This is a genomic window from Ruminococcus sp. RTP21198st1_G1_RTP21198_201120, assembly GCF_040924265.1.
GTDB lineage: Bacteria > Bacillota > Clostridia > Oscillospirales > Ruminococcaceae > Hominimerdicola > Hominimerdicola aceti.
On record NZ_JBCOMH010000018.1, the window covers coordinates 47,162 to 66,127 of the forward strand.

The following is an 18,966-nucleotide window of genomic DNA, read 5'->3' on the forward strand; positions in this document are numbered from 1 at the left end:
TTTATACAGTCAGTGTTCCTGACTTGCTTTCCACAAGAATGAGTATCTGCTCCTCCTCAGCGGTCTGTGCATTTATATATACAAGCACGTTCCTGCCGTTTTCCGCCCTGCACCTGAACTCATAACACAGCTTCTCCTCCAAACCGTCGGTAGGGATAAGTGCAAGCCTGCCGGATACTATTTCAAGGCGTGGGGACACGCTCTCTTTCGCTCGGCTTTGGGATATATCCGCTTCGGGAATATCTCTGTCATAATGGTTCACCAAAAAGCCCTTTGCGTCAAAGCCTAATATCTCACCGTCGTCCATTGCTACTGATACCTTTATAAGGTCGGTGTAACAGCACACGTCAAGGTCGTTGTAGGCGAAATTCACTGTGAGAACGTTGTCGATATTCTCATAGTAGGTGGTTTTCATGGACAGTATGCCGAGGTCATCGAGAAAATCCTCTGCTGCCTTTACTCCCTGCTCGTTTGTAAGCTCTGTGCTTTCGCTGATACGGCTTTTGAGGAAATATGAGATATATCCACCCTGCTTTGTCACCTCGCAAGCCACCGTCTTATCCTCGTTTGAAAATCTCCAGCATGGCATTTTGCCCTCTACCTCTGAGATATCTGTGAACACTGTGGAGTTCATGTTAAGCCCCAGGGAACAGCGTTCAAGGGCTTTGGTCTGTGAAACGTTCTCTGCCTCAGATGTCATGCGTGGGGTACGCTCCATGATATTGTCTGAGAATGGGCCGTCATAAATAAGGCTTGGATAGCTTTCAAAGCTTCCCTCAAAGTCTGAGAAGCCCTCTGTCACTGTGGGCGGATCGCTCTGCTGTGAGCCTGTTTGGGTGAGTGCTATCTCACCGCTGTTCACTGAGCTTTCAAGCTCCCACATATCCTCGGAAAGTTCTTTGGAAAAGTCATAGAGCGAGGATATGTTCTCATACTCCTCGTCTGTTATCTCCTCGCCGTTCATGAGCCTCTCGCTCACTGCCATGGAGTAGTTTCCTACCTGTGAGAGAAATTTGTAGGTGTTTTCAAGCTGCAGCTCTTCTATGGGAAGCTGTGACAGAGCCGCCTTTGCCGAGGACGCTTCTCTGTAAAGCTTCACCGCAAGTGACTGGTGCATTTTTCCTGAGCCTGCATAAAGTTCCTTTTCAAGAGTGTCGCTCACGTTCTCTACTGCGTCGCACAGATCGCCCATGGCTCTTGAATAGGTGTAGTTCACACTACGCAACGCCCTTTTTTCGCTGCTCATAAGTTGTATATTTCTCACCGCAAGCACACCCACGACAGCCACTGTGAAAGACACTATCCTAACTGCGTTTCGCTTTGATATATCCATTTTTTATGCTCTCCTTTTCTTTTTTCTCCATTATTATGCCAGCTAAAATGCTGATTATTCTCATTAACTGTGCCTTGCAGTGCCATTTAAGGCATATCATGATACACAAAATTTCTTTCCTAATCTTGTGTATCATGAACATCTTTACTTACTTATTATTACATAAATCTCAAAATAAGTGTAATGATTTAACTTTAAAATTACTGAATTGTATTTATTTGTATAAATGCGAATTTGACAACGTGCTGAAAAAGGGCTATAATAAAGGGTGTGTAAAAATTATCGTGTAAAATGGCAGGAAAAATGTTAACTCTGCCTACAATTCTACGGGAGGAAATTATGAAATTTATTCCAAAGCTGACTGGTGTGGTTTTGTCAGCGGCAATAATGGCTCAGTCTGTTCCATTCGTGTATGCGGCAGAGAAAAGCATTGCGTCAAGTGAGCTTTCAAATGATATCCAGATATCAAAGCCTGAATATGCTACAGGCAATATGGAGGCTGATGGTCTTTTAGAGCCTGTCACTGAGGACGACCCTGAGTATCATAAATATCTTGAAAACAACGATCCATACGGCATTATGACAATGTCTGCTCTGTGGGGGGCTGACAGCCTTACTCATCAAAACAGATTCAGCGGTGTTTCAAAGGTCTATGGCATTGACGTTTCCTATTATCAAGGCAACATAGATTGGAAAAAGGTCAAAAACAGCGGTGTGGAATTTGTTATCATAAGAGTAGGCTACCGTGGCTATGGCAGTGCAGGAACGCTTGTGGAAGACCCTAAGTTCAAGACCTATCTTGACGGAGCTACCAAGGCAGGGCTTAAAGTTGGCGTATACTTCTACACGCAGGCGATAACCACAGCCGAGGCTAAGGCAGAGGCTAAGTTCGTTCTTGACAGGATAAAGGGATATTCTCTGCAAATGCCTGTTTATTACGATATCGAGTCTGTTGACTATGACACTGGCAGACTTGACAGCGCAGGGCTTTCCAAGGCTCAAAAGACCGCTCTTTGCACAGCTTTTTGCGACACTATCATAAAGTCTGGCTACAGCGCAGGTGTTTATGCAAACTACACATGGCTAAACTACTACATTGACGGAGCAGGGCTTGGCAAGAAATATCCTATATGGCTGGCTCACTACACAAGCAACACCAATTATGACCAACGCATGGATATGTGGCAATATTCAGGAAGCGGTACTGTTTCAGGCATTTCAGCCTACACTGACGTGAACGTATGGTATTCGGGCAAGCTTCCACTTTATGTGTCCGACCTTATCTCAGTGGCAAACACCTCCACCTCCAACAAATTTGCCTGGAACGGCGCTCCTGACGCAACAGGATATGAGGTATATCAGGGAACAAGCCCTAGCGACCCTCACAAGAAAAAAATAGGGGATACAAAAAATACATATTTTACAAACTCCAATAAGTCCACAGGCACTATGTACAAATACATGGTGAGAGCCTACAGTGACGCTTCAGGCAAGCGTGTTTACGGCGATTACTCTGATGTTTTCACCACCTGCACGCTTCCTGCGAACATCTCAAAGATATCCGCTTCTGCAAGGGGAACTTCTGTTACCATTAGTTGGGACAAAGTTTCAAAGGCGACCGACTACATCGTGGAGCATTATGTGAACGGTGCATGGAAGCAGGTCGGCACAACTTCAAGCCTTTCATACAAGGTGAATGGTATCACACAGAACGGTGTTAATAAGTTCAGGGTAAAAGCAAGAAGAAATTACAGTGGCGTATACTACAATGGTGGTTACACATATGTAAACGCTGAGGTCACTGACATACCAAGTACAGTAACAGGCATAAGAAGCACTTCAAACACTTCTACATCAAACACCATAACATGGAACGCTTCCAAAAAAGCGGAAGGCTATGAGATCTATCAGTGGATAGGTACTAACGACAGCTACAAGCTCATAGGCACGACCACGTCCACAAAGTTCACAAACTCAAAGAAAAGCTCAGGCACGATGTACAGATACAAGGTAAGGGCATTCAACACTGTTGACGGACAGCGTATCGAGGGTGCATATTCCTCTGAGCTTACCACCTGCACTCTTCCTGCAAACGTATCATTCTCCCTTTGCTCCACTGACGTTGATTCCATAACACTCAACTGGAACAAGGTATCAAAGGCTACAGGCTATCAGGTAGAGATGTACACAAACGGAACATGGAAAACTCTCTCCACCCTTTCGGGAACGAGCTACACTGCAAGCGATCTTTCACAGAAAACAGCTTATCGTTTCAGAGTGAGAGCCATAAGAAATTATAACTACATAAACTACTACGGTGACTACACTGAAAAGGACATCACCATTCGTCCTGCAAACACACCAAAGGGGCTTTCCTCATCAGTGAACACATCAAGTTCCAACACTATCACATGGGAAAGCGTGAATGGAGTATCCGGCTACAGCGTTTATCAGTGGATAGGAACGTCAGACAGCTACAAAGAGCTTGGTGACACTGCTTATCCATACTACACCAACTCAGGCAAGTCATCAGGCACTATGTACACATACAGAGTAAAGGCATATTATGTAAGCGACAATGTTATGCAATACAGCAAGCCTGCACAACTTGTCACCTGCACACTTCCTGCAAACGTCACTGTCAAAACGGCAAAGCGTTCGGGAAGCAACATCTCACTTGCATGGAACAAGGTATCAAAAGCCACAGGATATGAGATATATGTGAAGTCAGGAAGCAGTTGGAAGAAGCTCACCACAACATCAGGCAAAAGCTACACTGCAAAAAATCTGTCAGGCACTAAAACATTCAGAATAAGGGCATACAGAAAATACAATGGTGTGAACTATTATGGTGCTTATACTGAAAAGACGGTTAAATAGTCACTTGCCGTGACGGGCATTTTACGCCACACATTGTGATATGATACAAATTTGCACCGCTGAATAAAAATGAGGGGCGACCTTAGGTCGTCCCTTTTTTGCACAATTTTCAATATCCGCACAACATTATTGTAGGGGCTGGCGCCCTTGACAGCCCGTCCCCTCGACGTTTCGTCTGCAATCTCATTTGTATTATCCGCACAATGTTGCTCTACACAAATTCTGGATAATCCAAACCATATCGCCCCGAGTGGGACGTCGTATTTCTGCAAAGCAGAAATTGCGCCGCTCCCCTACATAGTTTGTGCGTTAAATCACAATACTTTGCTTCCATTTGCTGTAAGCTTGAACTTTGCTCCCAGAACACCTGCCGCACCTCTGCACATAAGCATACGCTGCAGGAAAATGTCAAAATAGTCATACATGGTGCAGATACTTTCGTCTATCTGCAAATTAAGGGATATGACCTTTTTATCAGCATTTATCTTTAAGCTCGCTTCTGTTACCGCATAGTTCACCCTGTCATGGATATCAAAAGAGGACTTATCCTTATTTGACACACGATTTCTTCGCACGTCTGTTTTATCACCTATTATCACTGCGGCTGACACCGGGTCTGTTGCGCCCCCTGTTGATTCGTCATGGCTTCCAATGCAGGAAACTATCGTCACCCTATCTTCCAATGGCATATCAGTGTCTTTGAGAATATCGTTTGCAAGTATTGCACCATACTCTGCATGGTGTGTACGATTGACAGCGTTGCCGATATCGTGCATATACCCTGCTATCTTTGCAAGCTCTATGGTATGCTCATCATAGCCGAACTCTTTAAGTATTGCGGCGGCTCTGTCTGCCACAAGAGTGGTATGCACCTCTGAATGGTCTGTAAAACCCAGAGATGTAAGATTTATCCCTGCCCTTTTTATAAATGCTTTTATTTCCTTGTTTTTTCTTATCTCTTTGTATGTCATTGATTTCTCCTGTTGGTTTATGATTATATTTATCTACGCAAGGCTTTTTACGTCCACATAATGTATTGTAGGGGCGAACAGTGTTCGCCCGCATTTGCTCGCCTGCATGAATTTGCGATTATACAAACCATGTCGCTCTCCGAACGGGACGTCGTATTTCTGCAAAGCAGAAATTGCGCCGCTCCCCTACAGTCACTCGCCGTGACGGGCATTTTACGCCATACATTGCAGCATGAGATACACTTGCACCGATCTTTAAAATGTGTAATTATAACCTGCAATTATCATATCACTATCCAAGCTTATATACAATACATTCCGCATTTATTTTACAATATTTTGACACTATACAGGCACAAAATAACCGTCAATATGCTCTTTGTCAAGCCCCTCGCCAATGACGATAAACACCGCCTGACCTCGCTCTATAGGCTTAACAGTGATGTTCTTGTGGGTGGCGTTAAGCTCAAGCCACTTGCCCTCAGCGTTTTGCATAAAGCCTTTTACACGGAATATCCTTCCGCACTTGCTGTCGCTCATAAGCCTGCTCACAGCATCTTCCATAGCATTGTCAGGAAGCTTCATATTCATAAAATACAAAGAGGTATAAGCTTTATCTTGGTCGAACCACAGCTTTTCGTGGGAATCAGGCTCATACCCACTGTTGGCTATCCTTTCCATATCCTCATCTGTAAGCTCCGACCAATCTTTCATTATTATCTCAGGCTTTGTCATTCTGTGGCAATGGAACTTTTTCTGCACAGCTTCAAGGTGTTTTAGAGTATCCTCAAGCTCCTGTTTTGTGGCTTCCTGACATCTGCTCATGAGAACTATGCCTGCTTCCGAAAGCTGAGAAGCAAGAAGATAATCAGAAGCTTCCGACAAGTTGGTATCAAGGCAGGCATCTGCAATAGTTATAACGCTTCCTATCTCATACCAATTATCAAGAGGTTCTTCTCTGAGCACGTCAAAGAACTCGTCAGCTTCATAGATACCTGACGGCTCCACAATGACCCTGTCAAGACCACGCATACCCATAGCGATAAGCTTAGTCTTAAAACGCCGTCTGTGGCAATCCTTATCAGCCGCCGAGACCATTTCAAGGTCGCAATTCTCGTCCAAAAGCTCCTGCAAAATAAGCATATCCACATTCACTGCACCGAAATCATTCTCCAACACGCCAATTTTACAGCCCTTATCCAAAAGATAACGGGCATATTTTTTTATAAAAGTAGTCTTCCCTGCTCCGAGAAACCCCGTCACAAGGTCTACCTTGGTTTTCTTTTTCTCTGTGTTCATAGTTAATGCCTCCTAATGGTCATATTATACCACATTGACAGTGCTTTGGCAATGACAGAAATAAAAAAAACGCCTTACACTAAGTAAAGCGTATTTTGTACAGGGACTCGCCCTACATTACAAAGTTGGCAGCAAAGCTTATTGAGCGGTGCAAAGCTTGGCAACAAAAAACGCACCCTGCAAGCCCGCAAAGTGCGTAAATACGCTGGTGCGCCAGAAGGGACTCGAACCCCCGACCTACTGGTTCGTAGCCAGTCACTCTATCCAGCTGAGCTACTGGCGCATTCAACTCTAATATTATATCATATGCAAGCACCCTTGTCAACAAGTTAATTGAATTTCTCCACTTATTTTACAGAATGTTCACATCGTTTCTTGTAGCTTCACACCTTTATCCACCCTTTAAATGCCATTATTTTTCACACTTTTTGTAAATCAAGTGTTTGTAATCATTTGTAATACTTTTTCGGCAAACTGCTCTGTTTTTAACCGGAATTTTTGTAGATTATTTATCATTCTATGCCCTTGACTTATATTCTGATTGTGGTATAATAGTAAATGTTCAATATTATGTTGTAATAAAAGAAGTCAACCACAATATATAGTGGTTGAGCAGGATAGAATGAAAGGAAGAGTATAGGTGAAGATAATAAAAAGAAGCGGCGCTGAGAATACGTTCGATAAGGAAAAGATAGAAAATGCCGTTGCAAAAGCTAATATCACTGTGGAGGAAAAGGATAGGCTCTCTGAGGGAGAAATAGGAGAGATAGCACAGAATATAGAGGACAAATGCTCTGAAATGAATAGGGCTATGGACGTTGAAACTATTCAGGACTGGGTGGAAGCCGATATCATGCGCCACGGCAAGTATACAGTGGCAAAGCATTATATCACTTACCGCTATGAGCGTTCTATCGTCAGACAGGCTAATACTACTGACAAGCAGATACTTTCTCTTCTTAACTTCGAGAACGAGGAAGTCAAGCAGGAAAATTCCAATAAAAATCCTACTGTCAATTCAGTTCAGAGGGATTATATGGCAGGTGAAGTGAGCAAGGATATCACAAGAAGATTTTTGCTTCCTGACGATATAGTCGAAGCTCACGAAAAAGGTCTGATACATTTCCACGACGCTGATTATTTCGCTCAGCATATGCACAACTGCTGTCTTGTAAATCTTGAGGATATGCTCCAGAACGGCACTGTCATAAGCGAGGTCATGATAGAAAAGCCACACAGCTTCTCTACAGCCTGCAATATCGCTACACAATCTATCGCTCAGATAGCTTCTTCACAGTATGGCGGACAGAGTATCACACTTTCCCACCTTGCTCCGTTCGTTCAGATATCCCGTGATAAATATCGCCGTGAGGTAAAAAAAGAGTTCGCAGAGCTTAATATCCCTGCCGACGAGGATACTATAAATAAGGTAGCCGAAATGAGAGTAAAGGCTGAGATAGTTCAGGGCGTTCAGATGATACAGTATCAGGTCATCACTCTTATGACAACAAATGGTCAAGCACCTTTCGTTACTGTTTTCATGTACCTTGACGAGGTGCCGGAGGGGCAGACAAGAGATGACCTTGCGGCTATCATAGAGGAAATGCTCAGACAGCGTATCCAAGGCGTAAAGAACGAAAAGGGTGTCTATATAACACCTGCGTTCCCTAAGCTAATATATGTCCTTGAAGAGGACAACATAAGAGAAGGCTCAAAATATTGGGAGCTTACAAAGCTTGCTGCAAAGTGTACCGCAAAGAGAATGGTGCCTGACTATATAAGCGAAAAGAAAATGAAAGAGCTTAAGGTAGACAAGAACGGCAATGGTCAGTGCTACCCTTGCATGGGCTGCAGAAGCTTCCTTACAACATATCTTGACGAAAACGGCAAGCCTAAATATTACGGCAGATTCAATCAGGGCGTTGTTACAATAAACCTTGTGGACGTTGCCTGCTCGTCATATAAGGATACGGATAAGTTCTGGAAGATATTTGATGAAAGACTTGAGCTTTGCAGACGTGCGCTTATGCTCCGTCACGAAAGACTTAAAGGCACTCCGTCAGACGTTGCGCCTATCCTTTGGCAGAACGGTGCATTGGCAAGGCTTAAAAAGGGCGAAACAATCGACAAGCTCCTGTTCGGCGGATATTCCACCATATCACTTGGCTATGCAGGTCTTTGCGAATGCGTAAGATACATGACTGGCAAGTCACACACAGACCCTTCAGCAACGCCTTTTGCACTTGAAGTTATGCAGCACCTTAATGATGCCTGCGCAAAGTGGAGAGCGGAAACAAACATAGATTTCAGCCTTTACGGCACGCCATTGGAGTCCACAACATACAAATTTGCAAGATGTTTGCAGAAGCGTTTCGGTGTTATCGAGGGTGTAACAGACAGAAACTACATCACAAACAGCTATCATATCCATGTTACCGAGAACATCGACGCATTTGACAAGCTCACCTTTGAGTCACAGTTCCAAGCTCTCTCACCAGGAGGAGCTATCAGCTATGTGGAAGTGCCGAATATGCAGAACAACATAGAGGCTGTTCTTGCAGTTATGCAGCATATTTACGACAACATCATGTATGCAGAGCTTAACACAAAGAGCGACTACTGTCAGAAGTGCGGTTTTGACGGTGAGATAAAGATAGTAGAAGATGACGGCAAGCTTGTATGGGAGTGTCCGAACTGCGGCAACAGAGATCAGAACACTCTGAACGTTGCAAGGCGCACCTGCGGCTACATCGGCACGCAGTTCTGGAATCAGGGCAGGACTCAGGAGATAAAGGAAAGAGTTTTGCATTTGTGATTTCTTTGAAAACCCATGTAAAATTACAATTCGATTTTCAAAAAAAGTGAACATTATAGCCGTTAAAACTCAAAAGTTTAAAAATCAAAACTCGTCAAAAAAATGAACATTATAGCAAGGAAAACTCAAAAACTCAAAACTGCAAAATCCGAAAATAATGAACATTATTATTGACATAAAACAGCAAACAGCATATAACTATCGGGGCAATACAAAATCGTATTGCCCTGCGTTGTATGTATGAAAGGAGCGGAAAATGAATTATTGTGAGATAAAGAAAACCGATATCGCCAATGGCTCAGGAGTGAGGGTCACGCTGTTCGTATCAGGCTGCAGACACCACTGCAAGGGCTGTTTTCAGCCTGACACTTGGAACTTTGACTACGGCAAGCCTTTCACAGATACCACCGCAGACGAGATACTTAACGCCCTCTCAAGGGGCTATATAAAAGGACTTACGCTCCTTGGTGGCGAGCCTATGGAGCCTGAGAACCAGCCTGAGCTTACAAAACTCCTCCGCCGTGTGAAAACCGAACTTCCCGACAAGGACGTGTGGTGCTACACAGGCTGTACCCTTGAAACTGACCTGCTTGCAGGCTCAAAGTCCCCATACAGAACGCAGTACACAGACGAAATGCTGAGCCTTATCGATTACCTCGTTGACGGCGAGTTCGTCCTTGAAAAGAAAAACATCTCCCTGAAATTCAGAGGATCTGAAAATCAGAGGATACTTCATAAAGAGGACGGCATTTGGCTGCCTTGCGAAGATATGTAAAACAAAACCGCTCCCCGTGTTATCACGAAGAGCGGTTTTTTTATACAAATTGTAGGGGGACGGCGTCCTAGACGTCCCATTTATTGACCATGTGTCATGCTCTTGACCTTACTTTTCAGACTTTGTAAAGAATATCGCCTTTATAAGCTGGATAACGAGCATAGAGCCAAAGCTTAGAATGTATATCCATGCAAACTGCATACCTGTCATGTCTGCTATCTTGAAAAGTCCCTTGAGTTGTGGAACGAGCAGAACGGAGTTTAAAAATACCATTCCAAGACCGAACGCCATAAGACCGAACTTGTTGTTGAAAAAGTCCTTTGAGAATATAACAGGACCTTTTTTCTTGCACGAGAATCCGTGGAACAATCTTGCAGAGCAAAGCACTGCGAATGCCATCGTCATACCAAGAGCTGCGCTTGTCTTGTTTCCCATAAGGAAAGCCAAAGCTACTGCTATCGCTATAACTACGCCATACAATGCGATCTCGCCCAGGAAAGGACGTGTGAGGATAGATTCGTTTGCGTTTCTTGGCTTGCGTTTCATGACCTCTTCGGAGTGAGGTTCAAGACCCAAACCGATAGCAGGAAGCGAGTCTGTAAGCAGATTAATAAACAGCAAATGTATTGCCGCAAACGGAACAGGAAGTCCAAGCAGTGAGTTGAAAAGCACCACAAGAATTGCCGCAAAGTTGCCCGAAAGCAGGAAGAGTATAGCCTTTTTAATGTTCTCGTAAATGTTTCTGCCGTTTCTTATCGCCTTGACTATAGTTGCAAAGTTATCGTCTGCAAGCACCATTGAGGCAGCGTCCTTTGAAACCTCAGTTCCTGTGATGCCCATTGCAACGCCCACATCAGCCTGCTTTAACGCAGGTGCGTCGTTCACACCGTCGCCTGTCATGGAAACTATACAGCCGTTTGCCTGCCAAGCCTTTACGATCCTTATTTTATGCTCAGGTGTAACACGAGCGTAAACAGCCTTGTCCTTTACAAAGTCAACAAGCTCTTCGTCTGAATAAGCGTCAAGCTCGTGACCCTCGACAGCCTTTGAGTTGTCGTCAAGAATACCTATCTCACGGGCAATAGCCGAAGCCGTAACGATATGGTCGCCTGTTATCATGACTGGCTTTATGCCTGCCTTGCGGCATTCGGCAACAGCCGCCTTTGATTCCTCTCTCGGAGGATCCATCATAGCAATAAGACCGACAAACTCCAATCCATCCTCGTCCTCTGGACATACGGTATCCTTGTCGAATTTTTTCTCTGCAAATGCAAGTATACGCAGACCTTTTTCCGAAAGCTCTGCCACACGCTGGGTTATAACAGCCTTTTCCTCGTCGCTTGAAGTTATCCTGTTTATAAGAACGTCAGCCGCACCCTTTACATATAGCACCTTTTCGCCGTCGATAACGTGCAGAGTTGACATAAGCTTTCTGTCTGAATCAAATGGTATCTCAGAAATTCTAGGGAGATCTTCCCTCACCTTGTCAGTGTCGATACCAAGCTTTGTGCCAAAATTGATAAGAGCCGTTTCAGTAGGGTCGCCTATCTCAACACCGTCCTTACAGCTTGAATCGTTGCAAAGGATCATGGCTCTTGTCATAGTCTTGACCTTTTCATCATCAAGATCAACAGCGTCAGTGTCGATTATCCTGCCGTCTACCATTATTTTTCTGACTGTCATCTTGTTCTGAGTAAGAGTACCGGTCTTGTCAGAGCATATTACAGAAACGCTGCCCAAGCCCTCAACAGCTTGAAGCTTTCTTATGATAGCGTTTTCCTTTGACATTTTCTGTGTGCCGAAAGAAAGCACAATAGTAACGATAGAGCTGAGAGCCTCAGGAATAGCCGCAACAGCAAGTGCGATAGCGAACATGAACGAATCCATAAGCTGGCCGCCACGAAGCATACTAAGTCCGAACACTACTGCACAGACAATAAGTATAGCAATGGAAAGCTTTTTGCCGAACTCGTCAAGCGTGTTCTGGAGAGGCGTTTTTCTCTCTGATGCGTTTTGGATAAGTGAGGCTATCTTGCCCACCTCAGTGTCCATACCAACCTCAGTGACAAGCATTTTTCCTCTGCCGTATGTGACAAAAGAACCTGAATAAACCATATTTGCACGCTCAGCCAAAGGCTTTTCGCCCTCTATATCGCTCATATCCTTGTCGATATTAACGCTCTCGCCTGTGAGCGCAGACTCGTTCACCTGAACAGACGCGCATTCTATCAGCCTGCCGTCTGCACATATCTGGTCGCCTGCTTCGATAAGAAGAATGTCGCCCACTGCGATCTCCTCAGAGGGGATAATTACCTTTTCGCCGTTTCGCAACGCCTTAGCCGTCGGTGCAGAAAGCTTTTTAAGGTTCGTCAGTGACTTTTCAGCCTTGACGGTCTGAACTGTACCCAAAATAGCGTTCATTGTGATAACAACGAGAATTACTGCACAGCTCTCAACATCTTTCATGAAAGCTGAAACTATCGCAGCAATAATGAGTATAAGCACAAGAAAGTCCTTATACTGCTCTAAAAATATCATTGGAATGGATTTTTTCTTGCCCTCCGTGATAACATTTCGTCCGAACTTTTCACAGTTTTTCACTGCCTGTTCGGTTGAAAGACCATTTTCACCTGATGAAAACTCAGTGTAAAGCTGGTCAAGTTTTTTCTGATACTGCTTCATAAAATACCACCTTTTTTATTTTTTCCTGTAGTCGCTGCCGATATACCCTTCAAAGCCTCCTTTTCTCATAGGCTCAGTAAAATAAACGCATAAAAAATCGGCAAGACGTTTATTGGGTAAACTGCGCCTGTGGCAATTTAATCAATAAAAGTCTCGCCGTTTAGATATGCAGCGGTCCCTCATCGGAACGTATTGACGCAAACATAAACGGATCTCTCCGCCAGCTACTCTCTTTTACTATGAGGTTATTATAACCTATATTTTTGATTTTGTCAATAGTTTTTTATATATTTTATTGTACATTTGCAACGCTTCATATCATCAAAAAAGTGAGTCTTTGAAGCCTGACTTTTGTATAAAAAGTCCTTGGACATATGAAAAAATGTATGGTATAATAATTATAACAATGAGCAGCGACAGCGTAAGTCCGATTGTATTCGGACTTGTGCTGTTTTTTTATGCGCAAAAAACGGGAGGTAATGAAATATGAGCGAAGAAGCTCTGAAAGAAAACAAGATGGGCGTTATGCCCATGCCGAAACTCATGCTGAGCATGGGTCTGCCTATGATAATTTCAATGATAGTTCAGGCTTTTTACAATATCGTTGACAGCTATTTCGTAAGCAGGATAACAGATGATACAGTTGAGCACATAGGCGAATATGCCGTAAACGCCCTAACCCTTGCATACCCTGTCCAGCTTTTGATAATCGCTGTAGGCGTAGGCACAGGCGTTGGAATAAATGCCTTGCTCTCCAGAAGCCTTGGAGAAAAGAATTTTGAGCGTGCAGGCAAAATAGCAGGCAACGCCATTTTCATAGGTCTTTGCACCTACATCGTGTTCATGCTGTTCGGATTTTTCGGCACTGACGCATTTTTGAAAACACAGACCCATGATAGTCTTGCTCTAAAGCTTGGGGGCGAATATCTAGGCATATGCTGTGTGTTGTCATTCGGTGCAGTAGGTTCAATGATATTTGAAAAGCTTTTGCAGGCGACAGGCAAAACTATCCATTCCACCATTGCTCAGCTTGTAGGCGCAATAGCCAACATCGTCCTTGACCCTGTTTTGATTTTCGGGCTTGGCCCTTTCCCAGAGCTTGGAGTAAAAGGTGCCGCATATGCCACTGTCATCGGTCAGGTACTCACAATGGTCATAGGCGGCGTGCTTCATTTTGTGTGCAACAAAGAGATACCAAGCGGCATGAGGTATTTTATACCCCAGCGCAAAATGATAACAAACATTTATAGAATAGGCGTTCCTGCCATAATAATACAGGCTCTTATGTCCGTCATGACCTACGGTCTTAATGTCATACTCAACAGGATAGGTCAATCCGCCGTAACAGCCTATGGTATCTATTATAAAATACAGCAGTTCGTATTCTTTGCGTCATTCGGCATGAACAATACTATCATTCCGGTTGTATCATACAACTACGGCAAAGGGGACAAAACAAGAGTTCGTTCAGGCATAAAATACGGTATGCTCTACACGTTGGGACTCATGCTCCTTGGCATTATAGGCTTGCAGCTTTTTGCTTCTCAGATATGCCATGTATTCTCACTGTCAGCAGATACGGAGATATTCGCCACCTACGCCATAAGGATAATCACTTTAGGCTATCTTTTTGCAGGTGCAAACATAGCCTATCAGGGAATTTTTCAGGCGCTCGACCATGGCATAGCTTCCCTTGTGCTTTCCCTTATCAGACTTTTAGTTATCCCTCTCCCCGCGGCTTATCTTCTCACCCTTACCTCCTCAGCAGGCAAGATAGTATGGGCAGCCGTTCCGTTCGGCGAGCTTGTAGGCACTGTCGCCGCCATTGTGATAATGGGCAGGATAAAACGTGAGATAAAGCTCAAAGACTAAAACACTGCCCTTGATTATTATTCCAAAAGGTGCTATAATAGCATTGGTGATAATAATGAAAAGGAAAATACTTGTAGGTCTGCTTACCGCCGTTATCTTTTTGGCTTGCGCCCTTGTGATAAATATAACTCCAAAGGTGGAGAAAGGTTCAGTTGTGCTGACCTGTGACGGAAGCAAATATGAGCTTCCCGGCACTGAAAAGACACGATACTGCAACGGCAAGAGAGAGAGCCTTTCCGCTGACGAAAGCTTTGACACTCTGCTCTCCTCTGTACCGTCATTTAATATAAAGGCAGATGTAGATAAGGACGGCAATGTTACCCTTAAAACCCCTATGTCCGTAGAAGTCACAGGGGACAGGCTCGGTGATGTGCTTTACACTGTCTACAGCTATGACGGAAAGGTGCTTGCCAAGGAGTCCAAAAAGCTGGAGCTTCCAAAAGAGGATATTGACGGCTGTCTTGTGAAAATAAAAATTACATGGGGCAAGAAAGACACAAGCTATCTTGAAGAAGATTACTGGTTTGCCGCAATGTACAATACCGAAAGATAAACATAACATCAAAATGTTGGGGCGACCTCTGGTCGCTCACTTTCTTTCTGTAAACTTTCAGACAACAAAACGTCGGACGAATTTGAAAACGTCCGACGTTTTGTTTTTTAACATATTTGAAATCCTATTATGCCCACCATACAAATAACGCTGCCGATAAATCTCAGCTTTGTGATAGGCTCTTTTCTTATGAGCGCTATAACAAACAGCGAACACAGTATCATAGGCTGGATAAATGACGCACTCGCAAGGCTCACCGCAATAACAGCGTTCTCCGCAAGCAGACCTGCCACATTCGGTATCTTTGTAAGCACAACCACCCATGCGCCCTTTTGATTTTTCTTGAATATCTCCAAAGGCTTCGCCCTTGGCAGAAGTATGATAGCCATAAGTATAAGCGCAAAGAACAGCGCCATGGTCGAGGATATGTAATTCTCCGACGCTCTTACAACTATGCCGTAGCCGTATCTTGCCAAAAGATAGAACGCCAGAGGAACAACTATCCTGCGGTAATTTATATTTCCGCTGTCCATTCTGCCTGATTTTGCGATAAAAACAAGTCCTGCAACAGTAAGCACGATAAAAAGAAACTTGAAAATGCTCGGCTTTTCACCAAGGAAAATATCCGTTGCATAGGACATGAAAAGGGTGATACCAAGCCAAGCCTTAAGCTCAAAGGCTGATATTTCATCAAGGATAATAGCCGAAAGCTTAAATTCAAGGATCTTCGACAAGCACAGCAGACCTATCGCCGCAAAGGATTGCCAGCTAAGCGTAATAGTCCTGTCGAGGAAAGGCAGACAACAAGCCATGAAAACAGCCGTTGCCGCCGCCATTAAGAATCCAAGCTCATCGCCGTTGAATTTTGCCGTTGAAACAGCGTACTTGTCACTAAGGGAACATATTGTGTAGCATACAACTACAAGTATAAGCAAAAACATTATTTTTTCTTCTTCCTTACTCTATGATTTTCTAAGACCTGTATGCTGTGAAACATACGAAATAATGGGCGACCCAAGGTCGCCCCTACGCAAAGCCGATTTATCAGTTCTTTTTATTTTTCACAAGCCATACTACCGCCAAAATACCAAGTATCACTGAAAACAGCGACGCAACAGCAAGGCATATCCAGCTTGCATACTGACTTTGTATAAATTCGTTCTGCGATTGGCTTCCTATAAGGGTATCTACCCCCGATTGCGAGCCTAACGCTGAGAACAGTATTATAAATGCCATTCTCACATTCATTACGCAGGCTATAACGCTGTAAATATGCACTATACCCTGAAAAAGGCACACTCCGCAGTCGTCCTTTACATAGCTTTTCACTCCAAGCACCGCACATACCACCGACACTGCCGTGTAAATGACAAACGCCGCAAAAAGCACTATCGTTGGCACTTTTGCCCCCTCGGTTTTCACTATCATGCTCATAAGCCCAGCCATACACCCCATGAACACAGCCGCTGCCGCAAGCCCTGCAACAGACCATTTTCTGTATAAAAGTTCTGACTTTTTTATCTGCTCTTTCTTTATCTGCTTAGGCATTTTCTTCCTCCGCCTTCTTGCTTTCAAGCTCCTCTTCGGATATCTTGAAGCGTATCCTGTCTATTTTCTGCTCGTCCTCCATTTTCACTGTCATCTCAAAAGGCGGACAGCTTATAACTTCATTCTGCTCAGGAAGTCTGTCAAGCATATCCATTATCCAGCCACCGAGAGATGTTCTTTCGGTTTCGATAGTATCCTCCGGCAGTCCTATCCTGTCAAGAAAATCCGATACCGAAAGCTCCGCCGACGCTTCGTAAACACCGTCGCTTATTTTCACAAGGGAGGTATCCTCCTCGTCGCTTTCATCATAGATCTCGCCCACAAGCTCCTCTATGATATCCTCAAGGGTACAAATGCCCTCCGTGCCGCCGTATTGGTCTAGCACCACCGCCATATGCACCTTTTTGCGCTGCATCTGCTTCAGGATCTCAGAGATCTTGCGGTTTTCGGTTATGTAAAGTGGCTTGTTCATTATAAGGCTTATGTCTGTCTTGCCCTTGAGATACATTTCAAAAAAGTCAGACTGGTGGATAAGTCCCACAATGTGGTCTAAGTCCTTGTCATACACGGGAAGCCTTGAAAACTTTGTCTGCACAAAGCGTTTTTTTATGCTCTCCATATCCTCATGAAGCTCAACACCCTCGATATTTACTCTCGGCACAAGTATCTCGCTTATGGTTATCTCGTCAAAATCAAGTGCCGAACGCACAAGCTCCGACTCCTGCTCTTCAAGTACGCCCTCGTCCTGAATCTCGTCTATGATATATTTAAGCTCTTCCTCAGTAACAGACGGCTCGCTGTTCTTGTTGCCCACAAGCTTTGAAACGCCGCTTTTTATGCCCATAAAGATAGCCGTTATAGGCGTGATGATGAACATGAATGCGGAAAGCGGAGCCGCCATAAGAATAGAAAACCGCTCAGAATTTTCCTTCGCAAGGCTCTTAGGCAAGATCTCACCAAAAATAAGCACAAGCACCGTCATGACTACAGTAGCCAGACCCACGCTTCCCTTGCCGAACTTCTCCGTAAAAAGCACCGTTGCAATAGAAGATGAAGAAATGTTCACCACGTTGTTTCCAACAAGTATAGCGGTGAGTGCCTTGTCAAAATTATCGCATATGTTCATTGCCTTCTTTGCAGACTTGTTTCCGTCGTCTGCAAGTTTTTTAAGCCTTATCCTGTTGCATGAAGAAAACGCTGTCTCCGTTGCAGAACAAATAGCAGACAGCATAAGAAGCACAGCGATGATAACAACTTTCATAAAATAAAATTATCCTTTCAGGTCAGAATATAAATTTGCTGCCCTAGTTATAAAAATAGCACTAAAGGCAGTCATGAAAACTGACTACATATAGTTATCATAACATATTTTTTAACCAATTGCAACAGTATTGTTGAAAAAACGAAGTAAAAGAGTTATAATATTCTTTGTGTTCATAATATTCATATGCACAAAAGGAGATAACAGAAATGGCAAAGAAAGATAAAGACATTTTCGACAAAATAATGGACTGGAAGATATTCGGCTGGCTCAGACCCTTTTACGTCAAAAACAAGGAAATGCTTTTGTATCTGTTTTTCGGCGTACTCACCACCGCAGTCAGCTTTGTGACCGCAGGCATCTCAAAAGTGCTTTTGGAGCAGGCAGGCATAGGCAAGGGCGGTGTTTCTACCACAAGCACCGTCATATCATGGATATGTGCAGTAACATTCGCATACATAACCAACAGGATATGGGTTTTCGAGTCTGAAGCAGAGGGCAAAAAGGCGATAATCTCCGAAGCGGCTTCATTTTACGGCGGAAGGATATTCACTCTTCTCGTAGAAATGTTCATGATGTGGCTCGGCTACTCACTTCTCAGCTTCAACTATTGGGTAACAAAGATAGTGGCAAACGTTGTTGTGCTGATACTTAACTATGTCATCAGCAAGCTTGTGGTCTTCAGAAAGAAATAAGCATACAAAATCACAACATCATGTAGGGTCGACCTGAGGTAGCCCGTTGGGTTATGCTTTATGTTGATAAAAACATTAAATGTAGGGGACGACGCCCTCGGCGTCCCGATATCGAAGCGACTTCGTTTTGATTTTTAATGAATTTGTGTGAACAAACAAATGCGTGCGAACACTGTTCGCACCTACCCCAAAATAACACATACATAAAAAGGCGCTGTAAAAAAAAGCGCAACAAAGCCCGTGGATTTCCTCGATATGGAAGCCCACGGGCTTTAATATATC

The 18,966-nt window shown here is 43.9% G+C and carries 13 protein-coding genes and 1 tRNA gene; 6 read left to right on the plus strand and 8 right to left on the minus strand.

Annotated features, from left to right (window positions below; all coding sequences use genetic code 11):
- Window position 1: 1 nt before the first annotated feature.
- Window positions 2-1,333: a germination protein YpeB gene (gene ypeB / locus AB5627_RS11745; RefSeq protein ID WP_265290835.1), complete on the minus strand. Its 1,332-nt coding sequence runs from the start codon at window positions 1,331-1,333 to the stop codon at window positions 2-4.
- 339 nt (window positions 1,334-1,672) lie between these two features.
- Between ypeB and AB5627_RS11750 the strand changes: the two genes are divergently transcribed.
- Complete coding sequence (locus AB5627_RS11750) at window positions 1,673-4,213, plus strand: GH25 family lysozyme (RefSeq protein WP_265290834.1); 2,541 nt, start codon at window positions 1,673-1,675, stop codon at window positions 4,211-4,213.
- 314 nt (window positions 4,214-4,527) lie between these two features.
- On the opposite strand, the gene AB5627_RS11755 is transcribed toward AB5627_RS11750, so the two are convergent.
- The 3 genes from AB5627_RS11755 to AB5627_RS11765 all read right to left on the minus strand — a co-directional run bounded on the left by AB5627_RS11755 (window position 4,528) and on the right by AB5627_RS11765 (window position 6,766).
- A complete protein-coding gene (locus AB5627_RS11755; RefSeq protein ID WP_022287608.1) occupies window positions 4,528-5,184 on the minus strand; it encodes an HD domain-containing protein in 657 nt (218 codons plus the stop codon).
- A 345-nt stretch (window positions 5,185-5,529) separates the two neighbouring features.
- Window positions 5,530-6,483, minus strand: coding sequence for a GTP-binding protein (locus tag AB5627_RS11760; RefSeq protein ID WP_022287607.1), 954 nt, complete (start codon window positions 6,481-6,483; stop codon window positions 5,530-5,532).
- A 206-nt stretch (window positions 6,484-6,689) separates the two neighbouring features.
- A tRNA-Arg gene (locus AB5627_RS11765) sits at window positions 6,690-6,766 on the minus strand.
- 357 nt (window positions 6,767-7,123) lie between these two features.
- Here AB5627_RS11765 and nrdD point away from each other — a divergent pair.
- Together nrdD and nrdG are read left to right on the plus strand one after the other, a co-directional pair.
- Window positions 7,124-9,298 (plus strand): anaerobic ribonucleoside-triphosphate reductase, encoded by a 2,175-nt coding sequence (gene nrdD, locus AB5627_RS11770; RefSeq protein ID WP_195550835.1) that lies wholly within the window; start codon window positions 7,124-7,126, stop codon window positions 9,296-9,298.
- A gap of 256 nt (window positions 9,299-9,554) precedes the next feature.
- Window positions 9,555-10,073, plus strand: coding sequence for an anaerobic ribonucleoside-triphosphate reductase activating protein (nrdG, locus tag AB5627_RS11775; protein ID WP_022287605.1), 519 nt, complete (start codon window positions 9,555-9,557; stop codon window positions 10,071-10,073).
- A gap of 108 nt (window positions 10,074-10,181) precedes the next feature.
- Here nrdG and AB5627_RS11780 read toward each other — a convergent pair whose 3' ends face one another.
- On the minus strand, window positions 10,182-12,755 hold the full coding sequence (locus tag AB5627_RS11780) for a cation-translocating P-type ATPase (protein ID WP_022287604.1): 2,574 nt from the start codon (window positions 12,753-12,755) through the stop codon (window positions 10,182-10,184).
- A 486-nt stretch (window positions 12,756-13,241) separates the two neighbouring features.
- Between AB5627_RS11780 and AB5627_RS11785 the strand changes: the two genes are divergently transcribed.
- Complete coding sequence (locus tag AB5627_RS11785) at window positions 13,242-14,627, plus strand: MATE family efflux transporter (protein WP_022287603.1); 1,386 nt, start codon at window positions 13,242-13,244, stop codon at window positions 14,625-14,627.
- 55 nt (window positions 14,628-14,682) lie between these two features.
- Complete coding sequence (locus AB5627_RS11790; RefSeq protein WP_022287602.1) at window positions 14,683-15,180, plus strand: hypothetical protein; 498 nt, start codon at window positions 14,683-14,685, stop codon at window positions 15,178-15,180.
- Window positions 15,181-15,287: 107 nt separating this feature from the next.
- Here the strand turns inward: AB5627_RS11790 and AB5627_RS11795 are convergent, their stop codons facing one another.
- From AB5627_RS11795 to AB5627_RS11805, 3 genes are all read right to left on the minus strand, one after another.
- Window positions 15,288-16,121: a hypothetical protein gene (locus tag AB5627_RS11795; RefSeq protein ID WP_337812438.1), complete on the minus strand. Its 834-nt coding sequence runs from the start codon at window positions 16,119-16,121 to the stop codon at window positions 15,288-15,290.
- Window positions 16,122-16,224: 103 nt separating this feature from the next.
- Entirely contained in the window at window positions 16,225-16,728 is a 504-nt protein-coding gene (locus AB5627_RS11800) for a hypothetical protein (RefSeq protein ID WP_195550838.1), read from the minus strand.
- A complete protein-coding gene (locus tag AB5627_RS11805) occupies window positions 16,721-17,989 on the minus strand; it encodes a hemolysin family protein (protein WP_195550839.1) in 1,269 nt (422 codons plus the stop codon). The genes AB5627_RS11800 and AB5627_RS11805 overlap by 8 nt, the downstream gene beginning before the upstream one ends.
- A 209-nt stretch (window positions 17,990-18,198) precedes the next feature.
- On the opposite strand from AB5627_RS11805, the gene AB5627_RS11810 reads away from it, so the two are divergent.
- Complete coding sequence (locus AB5627_RS11810) at window positions 18,199-18,684, plus strand: GtrA family protein (RefSeq protein WP_046441720.1); 486 nt, start codon at window positions 18,199-18,201, stop codon at window positions 18,682-18,684.
- The last annotated feature ends 282 nt before the right edge of the window (window positions 18,685-18,966 follow it).